Consider the following 14,072-nt stretch of genomic DNA (forward strand, 5'->3'; position numbering starts at 1 on the left):
AAACCGTACAGGAGACACACATGAACACCCACTCCCTGAACCGCCGCGCCTGGCTCTGCGCCGCGGCCTCGGCCCTCGCGCTGGGCGCGGGCAGCGTTGCGCACGCCCAGGCCTACCCGAACAAGCCGATCAAGATGGTGGTGCCCTTCGCCGCCGGTGGCGGCACCGACGTGCTGGCGCGCGTGATCGGCGAGAAGCTGGCGGCCGGCCTGGGCCAGCCGGTCGTCATCGACAACAAGCCCGGCGCGGCCGGCATCATCGGCACCGACGCGGTCGCCAAGGCGGCGCCCGACGGCTACACCATCGTGATGTCGCTCTCCAACGCGCTGCTCACCAACCAGTTCCTCTACGAGAAGCTGCCCTACCACCCGGAGCGCGACCTGACGCTGGTCTACCAGGTCGCGATGGGCCCGCTGGTGCTGGTGGTGCATCCCGGCGTGCCGGTCAAGACCGCGCCCGAGCTGCTGAAGTACGTGGCCGCCAACAAGGGCAAGCTGGCCTACGGCTCCTACGGCCTGGGCGCCTACCCGCACCTGGCCGGCGCGCACATGAGCCTCACGCAAGACGCCGACATGAACCACGTGGCCTACAAGGGCGAGGCACCGATGGTGCAGGACCTGATCGGCGGCCAGATCCAGATGGCCTACGCGAGCGCGCTGCAGGCCAAGCCGCACATCGAGGCCGGCAAGCTCAAGGCCATCGGCGTGACCGGCGAACGCCGCATGAGCACCCTGCCCAACGTGCCCACGCTGGCCGAGCAGGGCCTGAAGGACGAGGCCTATCGCCTGACCGGCTGGCTGGCCGTCGCAGCGCCCGCCGGCACGCCCAAGCCGATCGTGCAGCGGCTCGCCGACGAGATCCGCAAGGCCACGCAGCAGCCGGACGTGCAGCAGAAGGTCGCGGCCATGGGCTTCGAGCTCAAGGACAGCTCGCCCGAAGCTTTTGCCGCGGCCTACAAGGCCGAGCGCCCGGTGTGGGAGCGGCTGATCAAGCAGTCGGGCGCCAAGCTCGAGTGAACGACGAGGACCGGGGCTCAAGGAAAGCCCCGATGGGGCGAACGGTTATGGATCGTTACGATCTGCGCTGGCCGAATTCCGGCCGCTGACCCGTTCTCCCCGATGTCCTCCCCCCCTGAGTCCGGCCCTTTGCTGGACGCCGCCAGTCCCCTGCCCCCCGAAATCGAAGCCGCCGACGAGCCCACGCGCGTGCCGCTCGCCATCGAGGACTGGGCCACGGTGATCATCATGGGCCTCTTGGCCTGCATCACCTTCGCCAACGTGCTGGTGCGCTACTTCACCGACTCCTCCTTCGCATGGACCGAGGAGTTCTCGGTCTTCCTCATGATCCTGCTGGCCATGGTCGCGGGCTCGGCCGCCGTCGCGCGCGACCGCCACATCCGCATCGAGTACTTCGCCGAGGGCGGGTCGATGGCAAGGCGTAAGCGGCTCGCGCAGTTCGGCGCGCTGATGGTGGCGCTCTTGTTCTTCCTGATCGCCGCGCTCAGCGTGCGCGTGGTCTGGGACAACTACCGTTTCGAGGAAACCTCGCCCGGCATCGGCGTGCCGCAGTGGTGGTACTCGATCTGGCTGCCGATCGTGTGCTCCGCGATCGCGCTGCGCGCGGTAGGCCTGTTCGTCCGGCGCGGCCGCGAGATGCGCGCCGGGGGCTCGGGCGAATGATCCCGACGCTGCTGTTCGTCGCCTTCATCCTGATGATGCTGGTCGGCGTGCCGATCGGCGCGGCGCTCGGCCTCGCGGGCGCGGTCGCCATCGGGCTCGCCAATGCCGACGCGCAGTGGTTCGGCCTGCTCGCGGTGCCGCAGAACTTCTATGCCGGCCTGGGCAAATACCCGCTGCTCGCAATCCCGATGTTCGTGCTGGTGGGCTCGATCTTCGACCGCTCGGGCGTGGCGCTCAGGCTCGTCAATTTCGCGATCGCGATCGTCGGGCGCGGGCCCGGCATGCTGCCGCTGGTGGCGATCGTGGTGGCGATGTTTCTCGGCGGCATCTCGGGCTCGGGCCCGGCCAACGCGGCGGCCGTGGGCGCGGTGATGATCGGCGCGATGTCGCGCGCGGGCTACCCCAATGCGTACTCGGCCAGCGTGGTCGGCGCGGCTGCGGCCACCGACATCCTGATCCCGCCCTCGGTGGCCTTCATCGTCTACTCGGTGCTGGTGCCGGGCGCCTCGGTGCCGGCGCTGTTCGCGGCCGGCATGGTGCCGGGCGTGCTGGCCGGCATCGCGCTGATCGTCCCGGCCGTGTGGCTGGCGCGCAAGCACAAGATGGGCGCGCTCGAATCCACCCTGCCGCGCCCACCTTTCTGGAAGAGCCTGCGCGATGCGGTCTGGGGCCTGGCGGCGCCGGTGCTCATCCTGGGCGGCATGCGCGCCGGCTGGTTCACGCCCACCGAGGCGGCCGTGGTCGCGGTGTTCTACGGGCTCTTCGTCGGCATGGCGATCCACCGCACGATCAAGGTCCGCGACCTGTTAGTGATCCTGCGTGAATCGGGCGAGCTCTCGGCCGTGATCCTGCTGGTGGTGTCGCTCGCGGGCATCTTCGCCTACTCGCTCTCGACGCTGGGCGTGATCGATCCGGTCACGCGCGCGATCGTGAATTCGGGGCTGGGCGAGTACGGCGTGCTGTCGCTGCTGATCCTGCTCTTGATCACAGTCGGCATGTTCCTCGACGGCGTGTCGATCTTCCTGATTTTCGTGCCGCTCTTGTGGCCGATCGTGCAGTACTACAAGTGGGACCCGGTGTGGTTCGGCGTCATCCTCACGCTCAAGGTGGCGCTGGGTCAGTTCACGCCGCCGCTGGCGGTGAACCTGATGGTCTCGTGCCGCATCGCCGGTGTGCGCATGGAAGAGACCGTGCGCTGGGTCGGCTGGATGCTCGTTGCGATGTTCCTCGTGATGGTGGCGGTGATTGCCTGGCCCGAATTGGCGCTGTGGTTGCCCCGAAAGCTAGGTTATTAGATTTTTCCAAAGGAGACTGACCCATGAAATTCCGTCGTTCCCTGCTCGGCCTGATGGCCGTCGCCGCCGCGCTCGGCGGCTTCTCGGCGGCCGCGCCCGCGCAGACCTACAAGCCCGAATACAAGATGTCGCTCGTGGTCGGCACCGCCTTCCCTTGGGGCAAGGGCGGAGAGATCTGGGCCAATCTGGTTCGCGAGCGGACCCAGGGGCGCATCAACATCAAGCTCTATCCCGGCGTCTCGCTGATCCAGGGCGACCAGACGCGCGAATTCAGCGCGCTGCGACAGGGCGTGATCGACATGGCCATCGGCTCGACCATCAATTGGTCGCCGCAGGTCAAGCAGCTCAACCTGTTCTCGCTGCCCTTCCTGATGCCCGACTACGCGGCGGTGGATGCGCTGACTCAGGGCCAGGTGGGCAAGGAGATCTTCGCGACACTCGAGAAGGCCGGCGTGGTGCCGCTGGCCTGGGGCGAGAACGGCTACCGCGAGATCACGAACTCCAAGCGGCCCATCAAGACGCCGGAAGATCTGAAGGGCCTGAAGATCCGCGTGGTGGGCTCGCCGCTCTTCGTCGACACCTTCACCGCGCTGGGCGCCAATCCCACGCAGATGAGCTGGGCCGACGCGCAGCCCGCCTTCGCCAGCGGCGCGGTCGACGGGCAGGAAAACCCGATGTCGATCTTCACCGCGGCCAAGCTGCACACCGTGGGCCAGAAGAACGTGACGATGTGGGGCTACGTGGCCGATCCGCTGGTCTTCGTGGTCAACAAGGAGATCTGGAATTCGTGGACGCCGGCCGACCAGGCGATCGTGCGCCAGGCGGCGATCGACGCCGGCAAGCAAGAGATCGTCATCGCGCGCAAGGGACTCGCCGAGGCCGACCAGCCCCTGCTCAAGGACATCGCCGCGCTCGGCGTGACGGTCACCAAGCTATCCCCGGCCGAGCGCGAAGCCTTTGTGAAGGCGACACGGCCGGTGTATGCGAAGTGGAAGCCGACGATCGGCAACGATCTGGTGGCGAAGGCAGAGCAGGCGATTGCCAGTCGGAAGAAGTAGGTCTCACATGCAATTAAAAAGCCCCGCGATGCGGCTAGGGCTAGGGGTTGGCTTAAAGTGTTGACGCTGACGCCCTAAACGCCAACGATCTCCGAGTCACTTGCTGCCCGGGGATCGTTTCTTTTGTGCGCGACCCGTAGGTCCGCAATGGAGCAAGGGCGAACAGCCGCTTCGGGCCCCTAGCGGACAGTGGCCTCGCTCCAAAGCGGACGTTCGCCAGCTGCGCTTGTGGCTGGGGGGCCCCTCATCTTGAGGATAGAACGTCAGTCGTTATACGGCAGTTCGTGCACCATCTTCTCCAGCCGATCCGCGAACAGCTTCCGACGTTCATCGTCACCCTTGATTTCCTGCAACGTCGCCGCAATGCCACGACTGAACGCGTCGACCAGTCCGCGGATTGAGAGCATGACCAAGTGTTCTACATCGCTTGTTTCGGCAACCTCCGGTAGAAATTCGTCGCCGTAGCCAATCTGGCGTTTGACCAGCCGCCGGCTTCAGGCCGGGCAGCTTCCCTCGCGCGGCGTGCGCAGCAGTGGCCGGCCGGCGGCGCGGCCGGTGACTTCGCCGCCGTCCACCGCCAGCTCGCCGTTCACCAGCACCGTCGTCACGCCCTGCGACAGCAGCGTAGGCTGCGCATAGGTGGCGCGCGCCGCGTAGCGCGCCGGATCGAACACCACCACGTCGGCGTGGTAGCCGCTGCGCAGGTAGCCGCGCTTGGTCAGTCCCAGGGTGTCGGCCACTTGGCCAGTGCTGGCGCGCACGAAGCGGCCGAGCGAGATCACCTTTTCCTTCACCACATACTGGTCGTACTTGCGCGCGAAAGTGCCGTAGGCGCGCGGATGGCCTTCCGACGAATCGGAGGAGGTCATCACCCACGGCCGCTTCATGAAGTTGCGCACGTCGTCGTCGGTCTGGTTGAAGGAGGCGATCGCCAGGTCGGCCTCGCGCAGCACCGCGATGGCGGCGTCCACCGGATCGCCGCCCTGCGCCACCTCGGCCAGCGTGCGGCCGATGTATTTGGTGTTCGGGCCGGCCGAGAACAGGATCGCCTCCGGCCCGCCGCGCAGGCGTAGGTTCTCGCGCATGTCCTTGCGCAGACGCTCCTGCAGCGAGGCGTCGTCGAATCGCTTGAGCATCGCGGCGCGGCCGCCGTCCACCGCCCAGCCGGGCACCAGCGCGGCCGAGAAGCGGGTGCTCGATGCGGTCCACGGGTACTGGTCGGCGGTTATCGCCAGGCCGCGCTTCTGTTCGGCCTCGATGCGGCGGATGATGTCGCCGCTCTGGCCATGCACTGCCACGCCCAGCGCCTTGATGTGGGCTACGTGCACCGGCAGCCTGGCTTCGTGCCCGATGCGGATCACCTCGTCGATCGAGCCCTTGAGGCCGATGTTGTACATGGACTCGTCGCGGATGTGGCTGTCGTACAGGCCGCCGTGGCGCGCCGCGACCTTGGCCAGCTCGATCACCTCCTCGGTCCGCGCGAAACTCTGCGGTGCATAGAAGAGCCCGGTTGACAGGCCGAGCGCGCCTTCGCACATCGCGCGCGAGACCTGGGCGCGCATGGCGTCCAGCTGCTCGGACGTCGGCGCGCGGTTGGCCTCGCCGAGCTGGCCGGCGCGCACCGGGCCGAAGCCGACGTAGATTGCGGTGTTGGTGCCGGCGCCGTTGTCCCTCAGCCGCTGCGCCTGCGCCGCGATGTCGGCGCCGCCGAAGCCGTCGCTGCCGATCACCGCAGTGGTCACGCCCTGGGTGAGAAAGGGCACGTTCAGCCAGCGGCGCGCGTCGGCATGGAACAGGTCGCGGTCGGCATGGGTGTGTGGATCGATGAAGCCCGGCGCCACCACCTGGCCGCGTGCATCGATGCGCCGCTTGGCCACGAAGCGATGCGGCGCAGCCCGGCCGACGAAGACAATGCGGTCGCCGGCAATGCCGACGTCGCCCACCTGCGGCGGCGCGTCGTCGCCGGTGAAGATGGTGCCGCCTTCGATGAATAGATCGAGCGCGACAGGTTCGTCGACGGCGCGCGCTGACACGCCGAAGGCCAAGGGCAGCAGCGCCGCCAGCACGGCGACGCTGCGACGGAGCGGGAAGCGGGAGATGGCGACGGGCATGGCGATGGAGTGCGCGTTGGAAGTGGGACGGCGCCCAGTCTAGAGGCGCCGCCGCGCGCGCGGCCATTACAAATGGACCACCGGCCATGCCCTCAGGGCATGGTCAGCACAGGCCCTCAAGCCACCATGCCGTCGCCGCCACGATGCCCATCGCGCTGCGGGTCGGCGCCGCCGGTGAGCCAGGACTGGCCGCCGAGCTGCGTGCGGACGATGGTGCTGATGCCGTGCGCCAGCTCTCCTTGCGGACGACACCATCCTCGACGAAATGATCAGCTTCGGCCACAACGTGTGGGCGCCACTCGTCAAACAGATCCCCCCTGGGCTGCTAGTAGTGGCTAACGGTGTTAGGCATTGAGCGGTTGCGTGCAAGGGTCATTGCTTGAGGTACAGCGTCGCCCTTTAGCGAAAACAGAGAACCATGGGGAACTTCCGGTTTTGGCCGCGAGCCGACCAGGTCAAAGATACTCGACCTGCTCGCCTGGAGGAACATAACCGAAGACCTTGAATCCCGCGGGCGTCGTGGTGCCTGGAACGTGCACGGAGCGAAGCACCTGCAGAACAGCTTGACGTTGAGTTGGGGAGCTCACGGCGATCTCGACCCACTCGTCTTCCTCGTGGCGTCCATAGAAGTGATGGAACCACTCACCATCCCACTCGCTCACGTTGCCGCTCTGCAGGTTGCGCACACGAAACTGTGGAGACAGCTTTCCAAGCCCAGACATGCTGAGTCGAAGCTCATTCCACTTTGTGTTGTTCATGACCGGGGTCATAGAGGCGTCCGTTTTGGGTGGTGAACTTGGCGTCCGGTTTTGGCCGCATTCTGCCCTTCCCGCTGAACCCAAGGGGGAGTAGGCGGCCTCCCGAGAGGACCCATGCGTTGCAACGCCCAGTAGCGCCAGCCGATACTGCACAACTCGGACGATGGCAGGCTAGCCCGCCCTCAGTACATTGCGCGGCATGACATCGCATACCCCACGAGCTACCGAGGAAAAGGCCTTCCAACGCGCCGACGGCATTGACGAGGACGTTCATCACCGCAGCTCGCGACGACCGCCTGCCTGGTTCAAGCTGTTGGTGCTCGGGTTCCACGTGCTCGCAGCCCCTGTTCTGCGCGGCCGCAGTTACCGCCGTCGCGGTGCTGCCAGCGGGTTGGAGGCGTTGGACGAGCTCGATGAAGTCGACTGGGGCTGCGCGTCGGCTAGCAAAAGCGAGCGGCAGACGCCCGGTGATTGGGTCTTTCCGAGCTTCTTCCTGTGCATGGCGGTAACCGCTCTGCCGTTGATAGGCACTCGCTGGACCACGCCGGAGGGTATGGCGACATGGTCTTCCTTCGCGGACGCCCTGGTGTTTTCACTTCCAGTCATTGTCCCGCTGCCATTCCTCTTCCTGGGCTGCCTGGGAACGCTGGCCTTACAGCCCGCGTCGCGAACGCCGGCAGCGCTCGGCTTCCTTGGCACGGCCATGCTCCTCGGGCTTGCGGGGATACACGCCTTGCTGGCGTAGATGTCGGTGCCTTCAGCCGCGATAACGAGTCCACCCAGCCTCAGGCGAACTTCCTCCAGCACCTCGTGAATGTCTTGGCGCCGCAACTGGCCTAACGAAGGGCCGGTTGTGGCCGGATGCTGCCACACGCCACAGCCGGTTTGGCGCCGGTTAGGGATTAACGGGCGCCAACGTTCTGACCCAGCGCTCGAACGCCGCGCTTTCGAACGTGTGCACACCGCCTGGCGCCTTCGAGATGATGGTCTTGGACTTCAAGTTGTTGAGCGAATACTGCACGTCGGACGGCGCGAGCGAAGGAACGCCGAGAGCTTTGGCAAGCTTCGCAAGCGCCGTCTTTCCGAATGGTTTGGCATGCGGGTCGTTGACGAAGAGCAAAAGGAGCTGGCGCTGCATCGCATCGAGCGACGCCCAGGTTCCTTCGTGGTTTTCCTCCTTGTCCTGCTCTGCCTTTTCGGTTGCCACAGCGCGCTCTAAGGTGAGCGATGGGTCCATGAGCATGGCCACGACCACCGAGAGGAATGGCTCGGGCTGCTGGTGGAATTCTTGGAAGGCCGTCCACCCTGCGGCGACGTCCAGGGTTCGTCCGCTGGCGACCTGGAACTTCTTTGCGACGAATTCGACTAGTTCTCTGCCAAGCAGCGGGAACTCTTGAACAGCGGCGCCCACCGAGAAGAGTGGCGCGGTGCTGTTGGAGAAGACGTTGGCGAGCTGCGTGCGCGATGAGCCGGTGAATACGACTCGCAGCTTGTCGCTATTTTTGGTGATGGCGGTGCGCAGTGCCATTGCCATCAGCGCATTCTCCTTGCTTCGTGCAAGTTCCTGAGCTTCATCGACCAAGAGCAGAAGCTTCTTCTTGGAAACAAGCTTGACAACGAGTTCTTCGATACGCAGGGCGAGTTCAGTGGCTTCCTTTTTCGCGTCGCCCAACTCAACCTCGATGGCGCCCTTCAACTCACCCGCGCTGCCGGATGCCTTGACCTTCTTGACCGGCTCATGCAGCTTGTGGAGCGCCTTTTGTGCCAACGTCCTCGGCGTGAGCGCTTCCTCCAGTCCCCGAACAATCGCGATGCCGGGGTTCAACCTCGTCTGCCAAAGGTCCACGTACGCGACGGTGAAGCCGGCAGCGTCGGCTGCTGGCGTCAGGTCTTTGCGCAGAAACACCGTCTTCCCGGTGCGCCGGGGCGCGAAAATGGTCGTGCTCACAACCGGCCCGGCTTGCAGCAGGGCTAGGTAGCGCTTTGCGAGCTCCGGTCGGGGGCAGTGCCAAATCTGGTTCAGTTCCATATATGAAAAATTATGGTCATCTTTCATAATTATTGAAAGGTAGTTTAATTTTTCACAATATTCGCTCTGCCTCCGTCATAGGACGGGACATGTCCGATGGGTGATTCGTTTGCCGATACGTTGCGGATGTCCGGTTCTGGCCGCCTTCAGGCATCCGGCAGAGGTTCCCGTGCGGACTTCGGTTGCTCGCTCGCTAGCGCGGAACGTGGCGAACTACGCGGAGGGGTTTCAGGGCCGCTTGCAGGGCAGCGCCGCTCAGAAGGCCGATGGGGGAAGTGTCTGTCATTTCTGGAACGCTGGCCTTGTAGATTGTTTTCTGGTTGATGGCCGAAAAGTAGACATCACACCAACAAACGTAGACGAATTTGGTAGAATGGACCGTGAAGTAGATGGTTTTGCAACCCACCTAGACAAATCCGGACCTAGACGCTGCTCGAGTAGATGAATTCGCTTGCCGAACCCGCCACTGGTAGCCCGCGCGTCGCGCCGGTCTACCTGGGCTACGAAGCCCTCATTCGGCGCTATCAACTGCAGGTGCCGCCGCTACGCACGGTGAGCGTAGGCGTGGACCGTGCTGTCGAGCGCCATATCATCGCAGCAGACGGAGACGAGCGCATCGAATTGCCTCTTCCACGACTGACCGACACCAACAGCTTGGTGGGCCAACTGACCTTCGCACTCAAGCGCGAGCGACTGAACCTCACCGTGTTGGGCGCCCTCTTCGAGCACAGGGAGACTTTAGAGGGTGTGCAGGCTTGGCTAGAGGACAAGCCCTCGTCGAAGTACGCCCGAATGGCGGGACATTTGGCCCAGTGGTTGACGGGACACGAATTTGCATACAAGTTGCCGCCGGGCACCCCACGCGTGCCTGTGCTCGACCCAAAGGAGTACATCACCGGCCCAGCCGTGCCGGACACCAAGTTTGGCGTGACGCACAACCTGGTGGGAGGCCGCTTCTTCAGCCCTCTGATTCGGCGTACTGAAAGGCTCGACGCGCTACTCGCTGAGGACCTCGGCGCAAAGGTGGCGAACGCCCTGAGCAACCTCGAGCCGGAAATGTTGGCACGAGCCGTGGACTTCCTGTACCTATCGGAGACGCGCTCGACCTACAACATCGAGGACGAAATTCCCGACAACAATCGCTCGGCCAAGTTCCGACGCCTGCTGGAACAGGCCGGCGAGCCCGGCGCGCTCAGCGAAGAGCAGCTGGTGCAATGGCAGTCACAGATTGTTGGCCCCTTGTCCATTGAAGCGTCTTATCGCAATAGCCAGAACTGGCTTTCGCGCCCCGGAGGACGCCTGCGGAACATCGCCGACTTCATACCTCCGCCGCCGACGCTCGTGGACTCGATGATGGACTCAGTGGCCGAGGTCGCTGCGTTGGCCGCGGGGCGGGGCCTTCATCCGGTACTGGCTGCTGCTTGTTCCTCGTTCGGCCTGGTCTACGTGCATCCGTTTCTGGATGGCAATGGGCGGCTGCATCGTTTCTTGCTGCACCATGTGCTGCGACAGGCCGGCTTCACGCCTGCCGGTGTGGTGCTGCCACTGTCTGCGCGCATGTTCAAGGACTTGCCTCGCTACTCCGCCCTGCTCAAGAGCTACTCGCGGCCGCGCACGGAGCTTCTCGACTACCTGCTGGATGCAGAAAGCGTCACCATCTTGGTACGGTCTCCGCAACCGGCATGGCTGTACGCCTACTTCGACGCCACCGAGATGTGCGAGTTCATCCTCGAGTGTGTGAAGCTATGCGTCGAAGAGGACCTGCTGGACGAGGTGGCCTACCTTCGCGCCCATGACCTTACCGTGCGCGAGTTGGGAAACTGGCTCGACATGCGCCAGTCGCAGCTCAACACACTCATCGACGTTATCGTCCAAGGACACGGCAAGTTGTCCAGGAACAAGCGCAAGCTGGCTGAAAGACTGAGCGATGCCGAGGTCGAACGCATGGAGGCGACCGTCAACAGCCGCTTTGCAGAGTACTTCGAACGGCACGCGCCCTGAGCGGGCAACGATATTGCCTCGATTGGGCTCGGGCGTCGAACGACCGGTTGAATCCGCAGCCGACTGTAGCCTTTCAAGCTGTCTGCCCGCGCGTTATGCATCGCTGGTGTAGCTCGGCACCCACAGTCCAGCCATGCGAGCCGCCGACCACCGGCCACAGGTGGCTCTAAGCTTGATGGCGCCGCGCGGGGCTGCTTTCAGAGTGAGGCCTTCCTTGAAAGTACAGCACCTCCTCAAGCTGAATAGGCCCATCAACATCATGAACACGTCGCGGTTCTTGTGAGTCTTTCGCTGCCTTATTAGGAGCGGGTTGCCTCCGTCTGTGAACGTCTTTCCGCAGGAATTGCAACGCCATCTGGCCGTGCCAAAGCGAGTCTTTCCGAAGCGGGCGTAGTGACCGGGTTCGCCAATGGCTTTGCCGTCGTTCTCGCACTTCTCATTCGGGCACGACGCAGCGGTACGACCAAGAATGTGCGAGCTGAGCCGATGTAGCCCCTCGACCACAGCTTGGTTGCTACGAATTGGCATGTGCGCCTTGCAGAGCGCACATTTCATCAAAGTGGAGTCGTTGGCACCGTGGCGCGCGTAGTCGCCAGGGTTCGGATCGGCCTCAGGTGCGCGTCGCCTTTGATCGGGCGACTCGGCGACGCCAAAGGAGCCACACCTGATCGTCTTGCAGAAGTTGACTTGGATGCCCTCAACGGCATCGGGAAACCGAAATCCTGACGGAGAAATCTTGGCCAGAAAAAACCCTCCGAGCCCAAATGGGCAGGGAGGGCAGCCTACGAAACCAAGCCGTCGGGATCAACGCTTCAAGCCAACGGCTAAACCGATGCGGGGCTTTTTTGTTCGCTGGGGTGCCGCCGATCCGGCTTCGCCGGTCGGCTGGCGCCGCCCCCGGTAGGGGGTTGGCGCGCGCGACACGAAGTGCGCGAAGCCTGGGGGCGAGCCTAATGCGCCAGGATCTTGTTCAGGAAGTCCTTGGTTCGCGCCTGGCGATTCTCGGGATGACTGAAGAACTCGTCCTTCGAGCAGTCCTCGAGGATGCGGCCGCCGACGTCGATGAAGATCACCCGGTTGGCCACCTTGCGCGCAAAGCCCATCTCGTGGGTGACCACCATCATGGTCATGCCTTCCTTGGCCAGCGCCACCATCACGTCCAGCACTTCGCCGACCATCTCGGGGTCGAGCGCCGAGGTCGGCTCGTCGAACAGCATCACCATCGGGTCCATGCTCAGCGCGCGGGCGATCGCCACGCGCTGCTGCTGGCCGCCGGAGAGCTGGCCAGGGTACTTGTCCTTGTGCGCCATCAGGCCCACGCGGTCGAGCATCTTCAAGCCGCGGGTCTTGGCCTCGTCGGCGCTGCGGCCCAGCACCTTGATCTGCGCGATCGTGAGGTTCTCAGTCACCGAAAGATGCGGGAACAGCTCGAAGTGCTGGAACACCATGCCGACCTTGGAGCGCAGCTTCGGCAGGTTGGTCTTCGGGTCATGCAGCGGGATGCCATTGACCGTGATCTCGCCCTTCTGGAAGGGCTCGAGCGCGTTCACCGTCTTGATGAGCGTGGACTTGCCGGAACCCGAGGGCCCGCACACCACCACCACGTCGCCCTTGGCGATGTCGACCGAGCAGTCCTGGAGCACCTGTACCGGGCCATACCACTTGGAAACGTTCTTGATTTCGATCATTTTGTCGGACATCTTTTTTCTCCTTCAGCGGATGATGGCGATTTTCTTGTGCAGGCGTTTGACGAGCCAGGACAAGGCATAACACATGATGAAGTACACGACCGCCGCGAGCAGGTAAGCCTCGATCGGACGGCCGAAGTTCTTGCCCGCGGTCTCGAAGCCCTTGAGCATGTCGTAGGCGCCGATGGCGTAGACCAGCGAGGTGTCCTGGAACAGGATGATGGTCTGCGTGAGCAGCACCGGCAGCATGTTGCGGAAGGCCTGCGGCAGCACCACCAGCTTCATGTTTTGGCCGTAGGTCATGCCCACCGCCTGGCCCGCGTAGACCTGGCCGCGCGGGATCGACTGGATGCCCGCGCGCATGATCTCGCTGAAGTAGGCGGCCTCGAACGCGATGAAGGTGATCACGGCCGAGATCTCGGAGCGGTAGTTGCTGCCGATCGAGCCGAAGGACGCGTAGAACGAGCCCGGCACCAGCAGGAAGAACCACAGGATCACCATCACCAGCGGAATGCTGCGCATGCCGTTGACGTAGACGGCAGCGGGCGCATCGAGCCACTTCTTGCCCGACAGCCGCATCAACGCCAGGATGGTGCCGAAGATCACGCCGCCGATGGTGGCGACGATGGTCAGCATGATGCTGAAGTAGAAGCCCTTGACGACGAAGTTGCTGATGACGTCCCAGTTGTAGAAGGACAGGTCGAGATTCATCATGTCAGTGTCCTCCGCCGCCGGCGTTGGCCGAGACGATGAAGCCCGGCACGCGGGTCTTCTTCTCGATGTACGCCATCAGCCGGTTGATCGCGAAGGCCGAGATCACATACAGCCCCGTGACGGCCAGGTAGACCTCGATGCCGCGCGAGGTTTCTTCCTGCGCCTGCATCGCGAACATGGTGAGTTCGGTCACCGACACCGCGAAAGCCACCGACGAGTTCTTGAAGATGTTCATCGTCTCGCTCGTGAGCGGCGGAATGATGATGCGGTAGGCCATCGGCAGGATCACGTAGCGGTAGTACTGTGGCGTGGTGAAGCCCACCGCCATGCCCGCGTAGCGCTGGCCCTTGGGCAGCGCCTGGATGCCGGAGCGTACCTGCTCGGCGATCCGCGCCGAGGTGAAGAAGCCCAGCGCGAGCACCACCAGGATGAAGCTGGGCACATCCTTCATGACCGGAATCATGGCGGGTATGACGTGGTACCAGAGGAAGATCTGCACCAGGAGCGGAATGTTGCGAAAGAGCTCGACCCACGCGTTGCCGAAGCGGATCAGCCAGGGGCTGTCGGGCAAAGTGCGGATGATGCCGATCAGCGAGCCCAGCACGAGCGCGACGATCAATGCCAAGAGGGCCACGGACACGGTCCAGCCCCAGGCCGACAGCATCCATTCCCAGTACGTCGGGTACTTCCCCCCGGGGTCTTGCAAGAAGACCTGCCAATCCCAGTTCGATCCCATCGG

Annotated in this window: 13 protein-coding genes; 6 read left to right on the plus strand and 7 right to left on the minus strand. The window is 64.1% G+C overall.

The window, feature by feature from the left end; all coding sequences use genetic code 11:
• Window positions 1-20 precede the first annotated feature (20 nt).
• The 4 genes from ACSQ9I_RS26090 (at window position 21) to ACSQ9I_RS26105 (ending at window position 4,032) form a co-directional block, all read left to right on the plus strand.
• A complete protein-coding gene (locus tag ACSQ9I_RS26090) occupies window positions 21-1,016 on the plus strand; it encodes a Bug family tripartite tricarboxylate transporter substrate binding protein (protein WP_436314995.1) in 996 nt (331 codons plus the stop codon).
• Window positions 1,017-1,118: 102 nt separating this feature from the next.
• On the plus strand, window positions 1,119-1,679 hold the full coding sequence (locus tag ACSQ9I_RS26095) for a TRAP transporter small permease (RefSeq protein WP_093103904.1): 561 nt from the start codon (window positions 1,119-1,121) through the stop codon (window positions 1,677-1,679).
• Window positions 1,676-2,974 (plus strand): TRAP transporter large permease, encoded by a 1,299-nt coding sequence (locus tag ACSQ9I_RS26100; protein ID WP_436314996.1) that lies wholly within the window; start codon window positions 1,676-1,678, stop codon window positions 2,972-2,974. Before ACSQ9I_RS26095 ends, ACSQ9I_RS26100 begins: the two co-directional genes overlap by 4 nt.
• A 23-nt stretch (window positions 2,975-2,997) precedes the next feature.
• Window positions 2,998-4,032: a DctP family TRAP transporter solute-binding subunit gene (locus ACSQ9I_RS26105; RefSeq protein ID WP_093103901.1), complete on the plus strand. Its 1,035-nt coding sequence runs from the start codon at window positions 2,998-3,000 to the stop codon at window positions 4,030-4,032.
• A gap of 263 nt (window positions 4,033-4,295) precedes the next feature.
• Here the strand turns inward: ACSQ9I_RS26105 and ACSQ9I_RS26110 are convergent, their stop codons facing one another.
• From ACSQ9I_RS26110 to ACSQ9I_RS26120, 3 genes are all read right to left on the minus strand, one after another.
• Window positions 4,296-4,439, minus strand: coding sequence for a hypothetical protein (locus ACSQ9I_RS26110; protein WP_309960357.1), 144 nt, complete (start codon window positions 4,437-4,439; stop codon window positions 4,296-4,298).
• A gap of 87 nt (window positions 4,440-4,526) precedes the next feature.
• The gene (locus ACSQ9I_RS26115; protein WP_436314997.1) at window positions 4,527-6,143 is read right to left on the minus strand and encodes an N-acyl-D-amino-acid deacylase family protein; all 1,617 of its coding nucleotides are present in this window, start codon (window positions 6,141-6,143) and stop codon (window positions 4,527-4,529) included.
• A gap of 455 nt (window positions 6,144-6,598) precedes the next feature.
• Window positions 6,599-6,913 carry a DUF6678 family protein gene (locus ACSQ9I_RS26120; RefSeq protein WP_436314998.1) on the minus strand — a complete coding sequence of 105 codons (315 nt, stop codon included), beginning with the start codon at window positions 6,911-6,913 and terminating at the stop codon, window positions 6,599-6,601.
• A gap of 187 nt (window positions 6,914-7,100) precedes the next feature.
• On the opposite strand from ACSQ9I_RS26120, the gene ACSQ9I_RS26125 reads away from it, so the two are divergent.
• Window positions 7,101-7,646 carry a hypothetical protein gene (locus ACSQ9I_RS26125; RefSeq protein WP_436314999.1) on the plus strand — a complete coding sequence of 182 codons (546 nt, stop codon included), beginning with the start codon at window positions 7,101-7,103 and terminating at the stop codon, window positions 7,644-7,646.
• Window positions 7,647-7,796: 150 nt separating this feature from the next.
• On the opposite strand, the gene ACSQ9I_RS26130 is transcribed toward ACSQ9I_RS26125, so the two are convergent.
• Entirely contained in the window at window positions 7,797-8,930 is a 1,134-nt protein-coding gene (locus ACSQ9I_RS26130; RefSeq protein WP_436315001.1) for an AAA family ATPase, read from the minus strand.
• 441 nt (window positions 8,931-9,371) lie between these two features.
• Here ACSQ9I_RS26130 and ACSQ9I_RS26135 point away from each other — a divergent pair, with 441 nt between their 5' ends.
• A complete protein-coding gene (locus tag ACSQ9I_RS26135) occupies window positions 9,372-10,931 on the plus strand; it encodes a Fic family protein (RefSeq protein WP_436315002.1) in 1,560 nt (519 codons plus the stop codon).
• 950 nt (window positions 10,932-11,881) lie between these two features.
• Here the strand turns inward: ACSQ9I_RS26135 and ACSQ9I_RS26140 are convergent.
• Genes ACSQ9I_RS26140 through ACSQ9I_RS26150 form a run of 3 tightly spaced genes read right to left on the minus strand, consistent with a single transcriptional unit; the run spans window position 11,882 to window position 14,069 of the window.
• The gene (locus ACSQ9I_RS26140) at window positions 11,882-12,619 is read right to left on the minus strand and encodes an amino acid ABC transporter ATP-binding protein (RefSeq protein WP_436293717.1); all 738 of its coding nucleotides are present in this window, start codon (window positions 12,617-12,619) and stop codon (window positions 11,882-11,884) included.
• A 24-nt stretch (window positions 12,620-12,643) separates the two neighbouring features.
• Window positions 12,644-13,333, minus strand: a complete 690-nt coding sequence (locus ACSQ9I_RS26145; RefSeq protein ID WP_093103900.1) for an amino acid ABC transporter permease — start codon at window positions 13,331-13,333, stop codon at window positions 12,644-12,646.
• Between the two features lies 1 nt (window position 13,334).
• Window positions 13,335-14,069 (minus strand): amino acid ABC transporter permease, encoded by a 735-nt coding sequence (locus ACSQ9I_RS26150; RefSeq protein WP_093103898.1) that lies wholly within the window; start codon window positions 14,067-14,069, stop codon window positions 13,335-13,337.
• Window positions 14,070-14,072: the final 3 nt, after the last annotated feature.

It is taken from the genome of Variovorax sp. LjRoot84 (assembly GCF_964254305.1).
Lineage (GTDB): Bacteria > Pseudomonadota > Gammaproteobacteria > Burkholderiales > Burkholderiaceae_C > Variovorax.

Excerpts from the sequence above, each read along its gene's own strand:
- ACSQ9I_RS26090 (WP_436314995.1), top strand. The coding sequence starts at position 21 with ATGAACACCCACTCCCTGAACCGCCGCGCCTGGCTCTGCGCCGCGGCC.
- ACSQ9I_RS26095 (WP_093103904.1), top strand. The coding sequence starts at position 1,119 with ATGTCCTCCCCCCCTGAGTCCGGCCCTTTGCTGGACGCCGCCAGTCCC.
- ACSQ9I_RS26100 (WP_436314996.1), top strand. The coding sequence starts at position 1,676 with ATGATCCCGACGCTGCTGTTCGTCGCCTTCATCCTGATGATGCTGGTC.
- ACSQ9I_RS26105 (WP_093103901.1), top strand. The coding sequence starts at position 2,998 with ATGAAATTCCGTCGTTCCCTGCTCGGCCTGATGGCCGTCGCCGCCGCG.
- ACSQ9I_RS26110 (WP_309960357.1), bottom strand. The coding sequence starts at position 4,439 with ATGCTCTCAATCCGCGGACTGGTCGACGCGTTCAGTCGTGGCATTGCG.
- ACSQ9I_RS26115 (WP_436314997.1), bottom strand. The coding sequence starts at position 6,143 with ATGCCCGTCGCCATCTCCCGCTTCCCGCTCCGTCGCAGCGTCGCCGTG.
- ACSQ9I_RS26120 (WP_436314998.1), bottom strand. The coding sequence starts at position 6,913 with ATGACCCCGGTCATGAACAACACAAAGTGGAATGAGCTTCGACTCAGC.
- ACSQ9I_RS26125 (WP_436314999.1), top strand. The coding sequence starts at position 7,101 with ATGACATCGCATACCCCACGAGCTACCGAGGAAAAGGCCTTCCAACGC.
- ACSQ9I_RS26130 (WP_436315001.1), bottom strand. The coding sequence starts at position 8,930 with ATGGAACTGAACCAGATTTGGCACTGCCCCCGACCGGAGCTCGCAAAG.
- ACSQ9I_RS26135 (WP_436315002.1), top strand. The coding sequence starts at position 9,372 with ATGAATTCGCTTGCCGAACCCGCCACTGGTAGCCCGCGCGTCGCGCCG.
- ACSQ9I_RS26140 (WP_436293717.1), bottom strand. The coding sequence starts at position 12,619 with ATGATCGAAATCAAGAACGTTTCCAAGTGGTATGGCCCGGTACAGGTG.
- ACSQ9I_RS26145 (WP_093103900.1), bottom strand. The coding sequence starts at position 13,333 with ATGATGAATCTCGACCTGTCCTTCTACAACTGGGACGTCATCAGCAAC.
- ACSQ9I_RS26150 (WP_093103898.1), bottom strand. The coding sequence starts at position 14,069 with ATGGGATCGAACTGGGATTGGCAGGTCTTCTTGCAAGACCCCGGGGGG.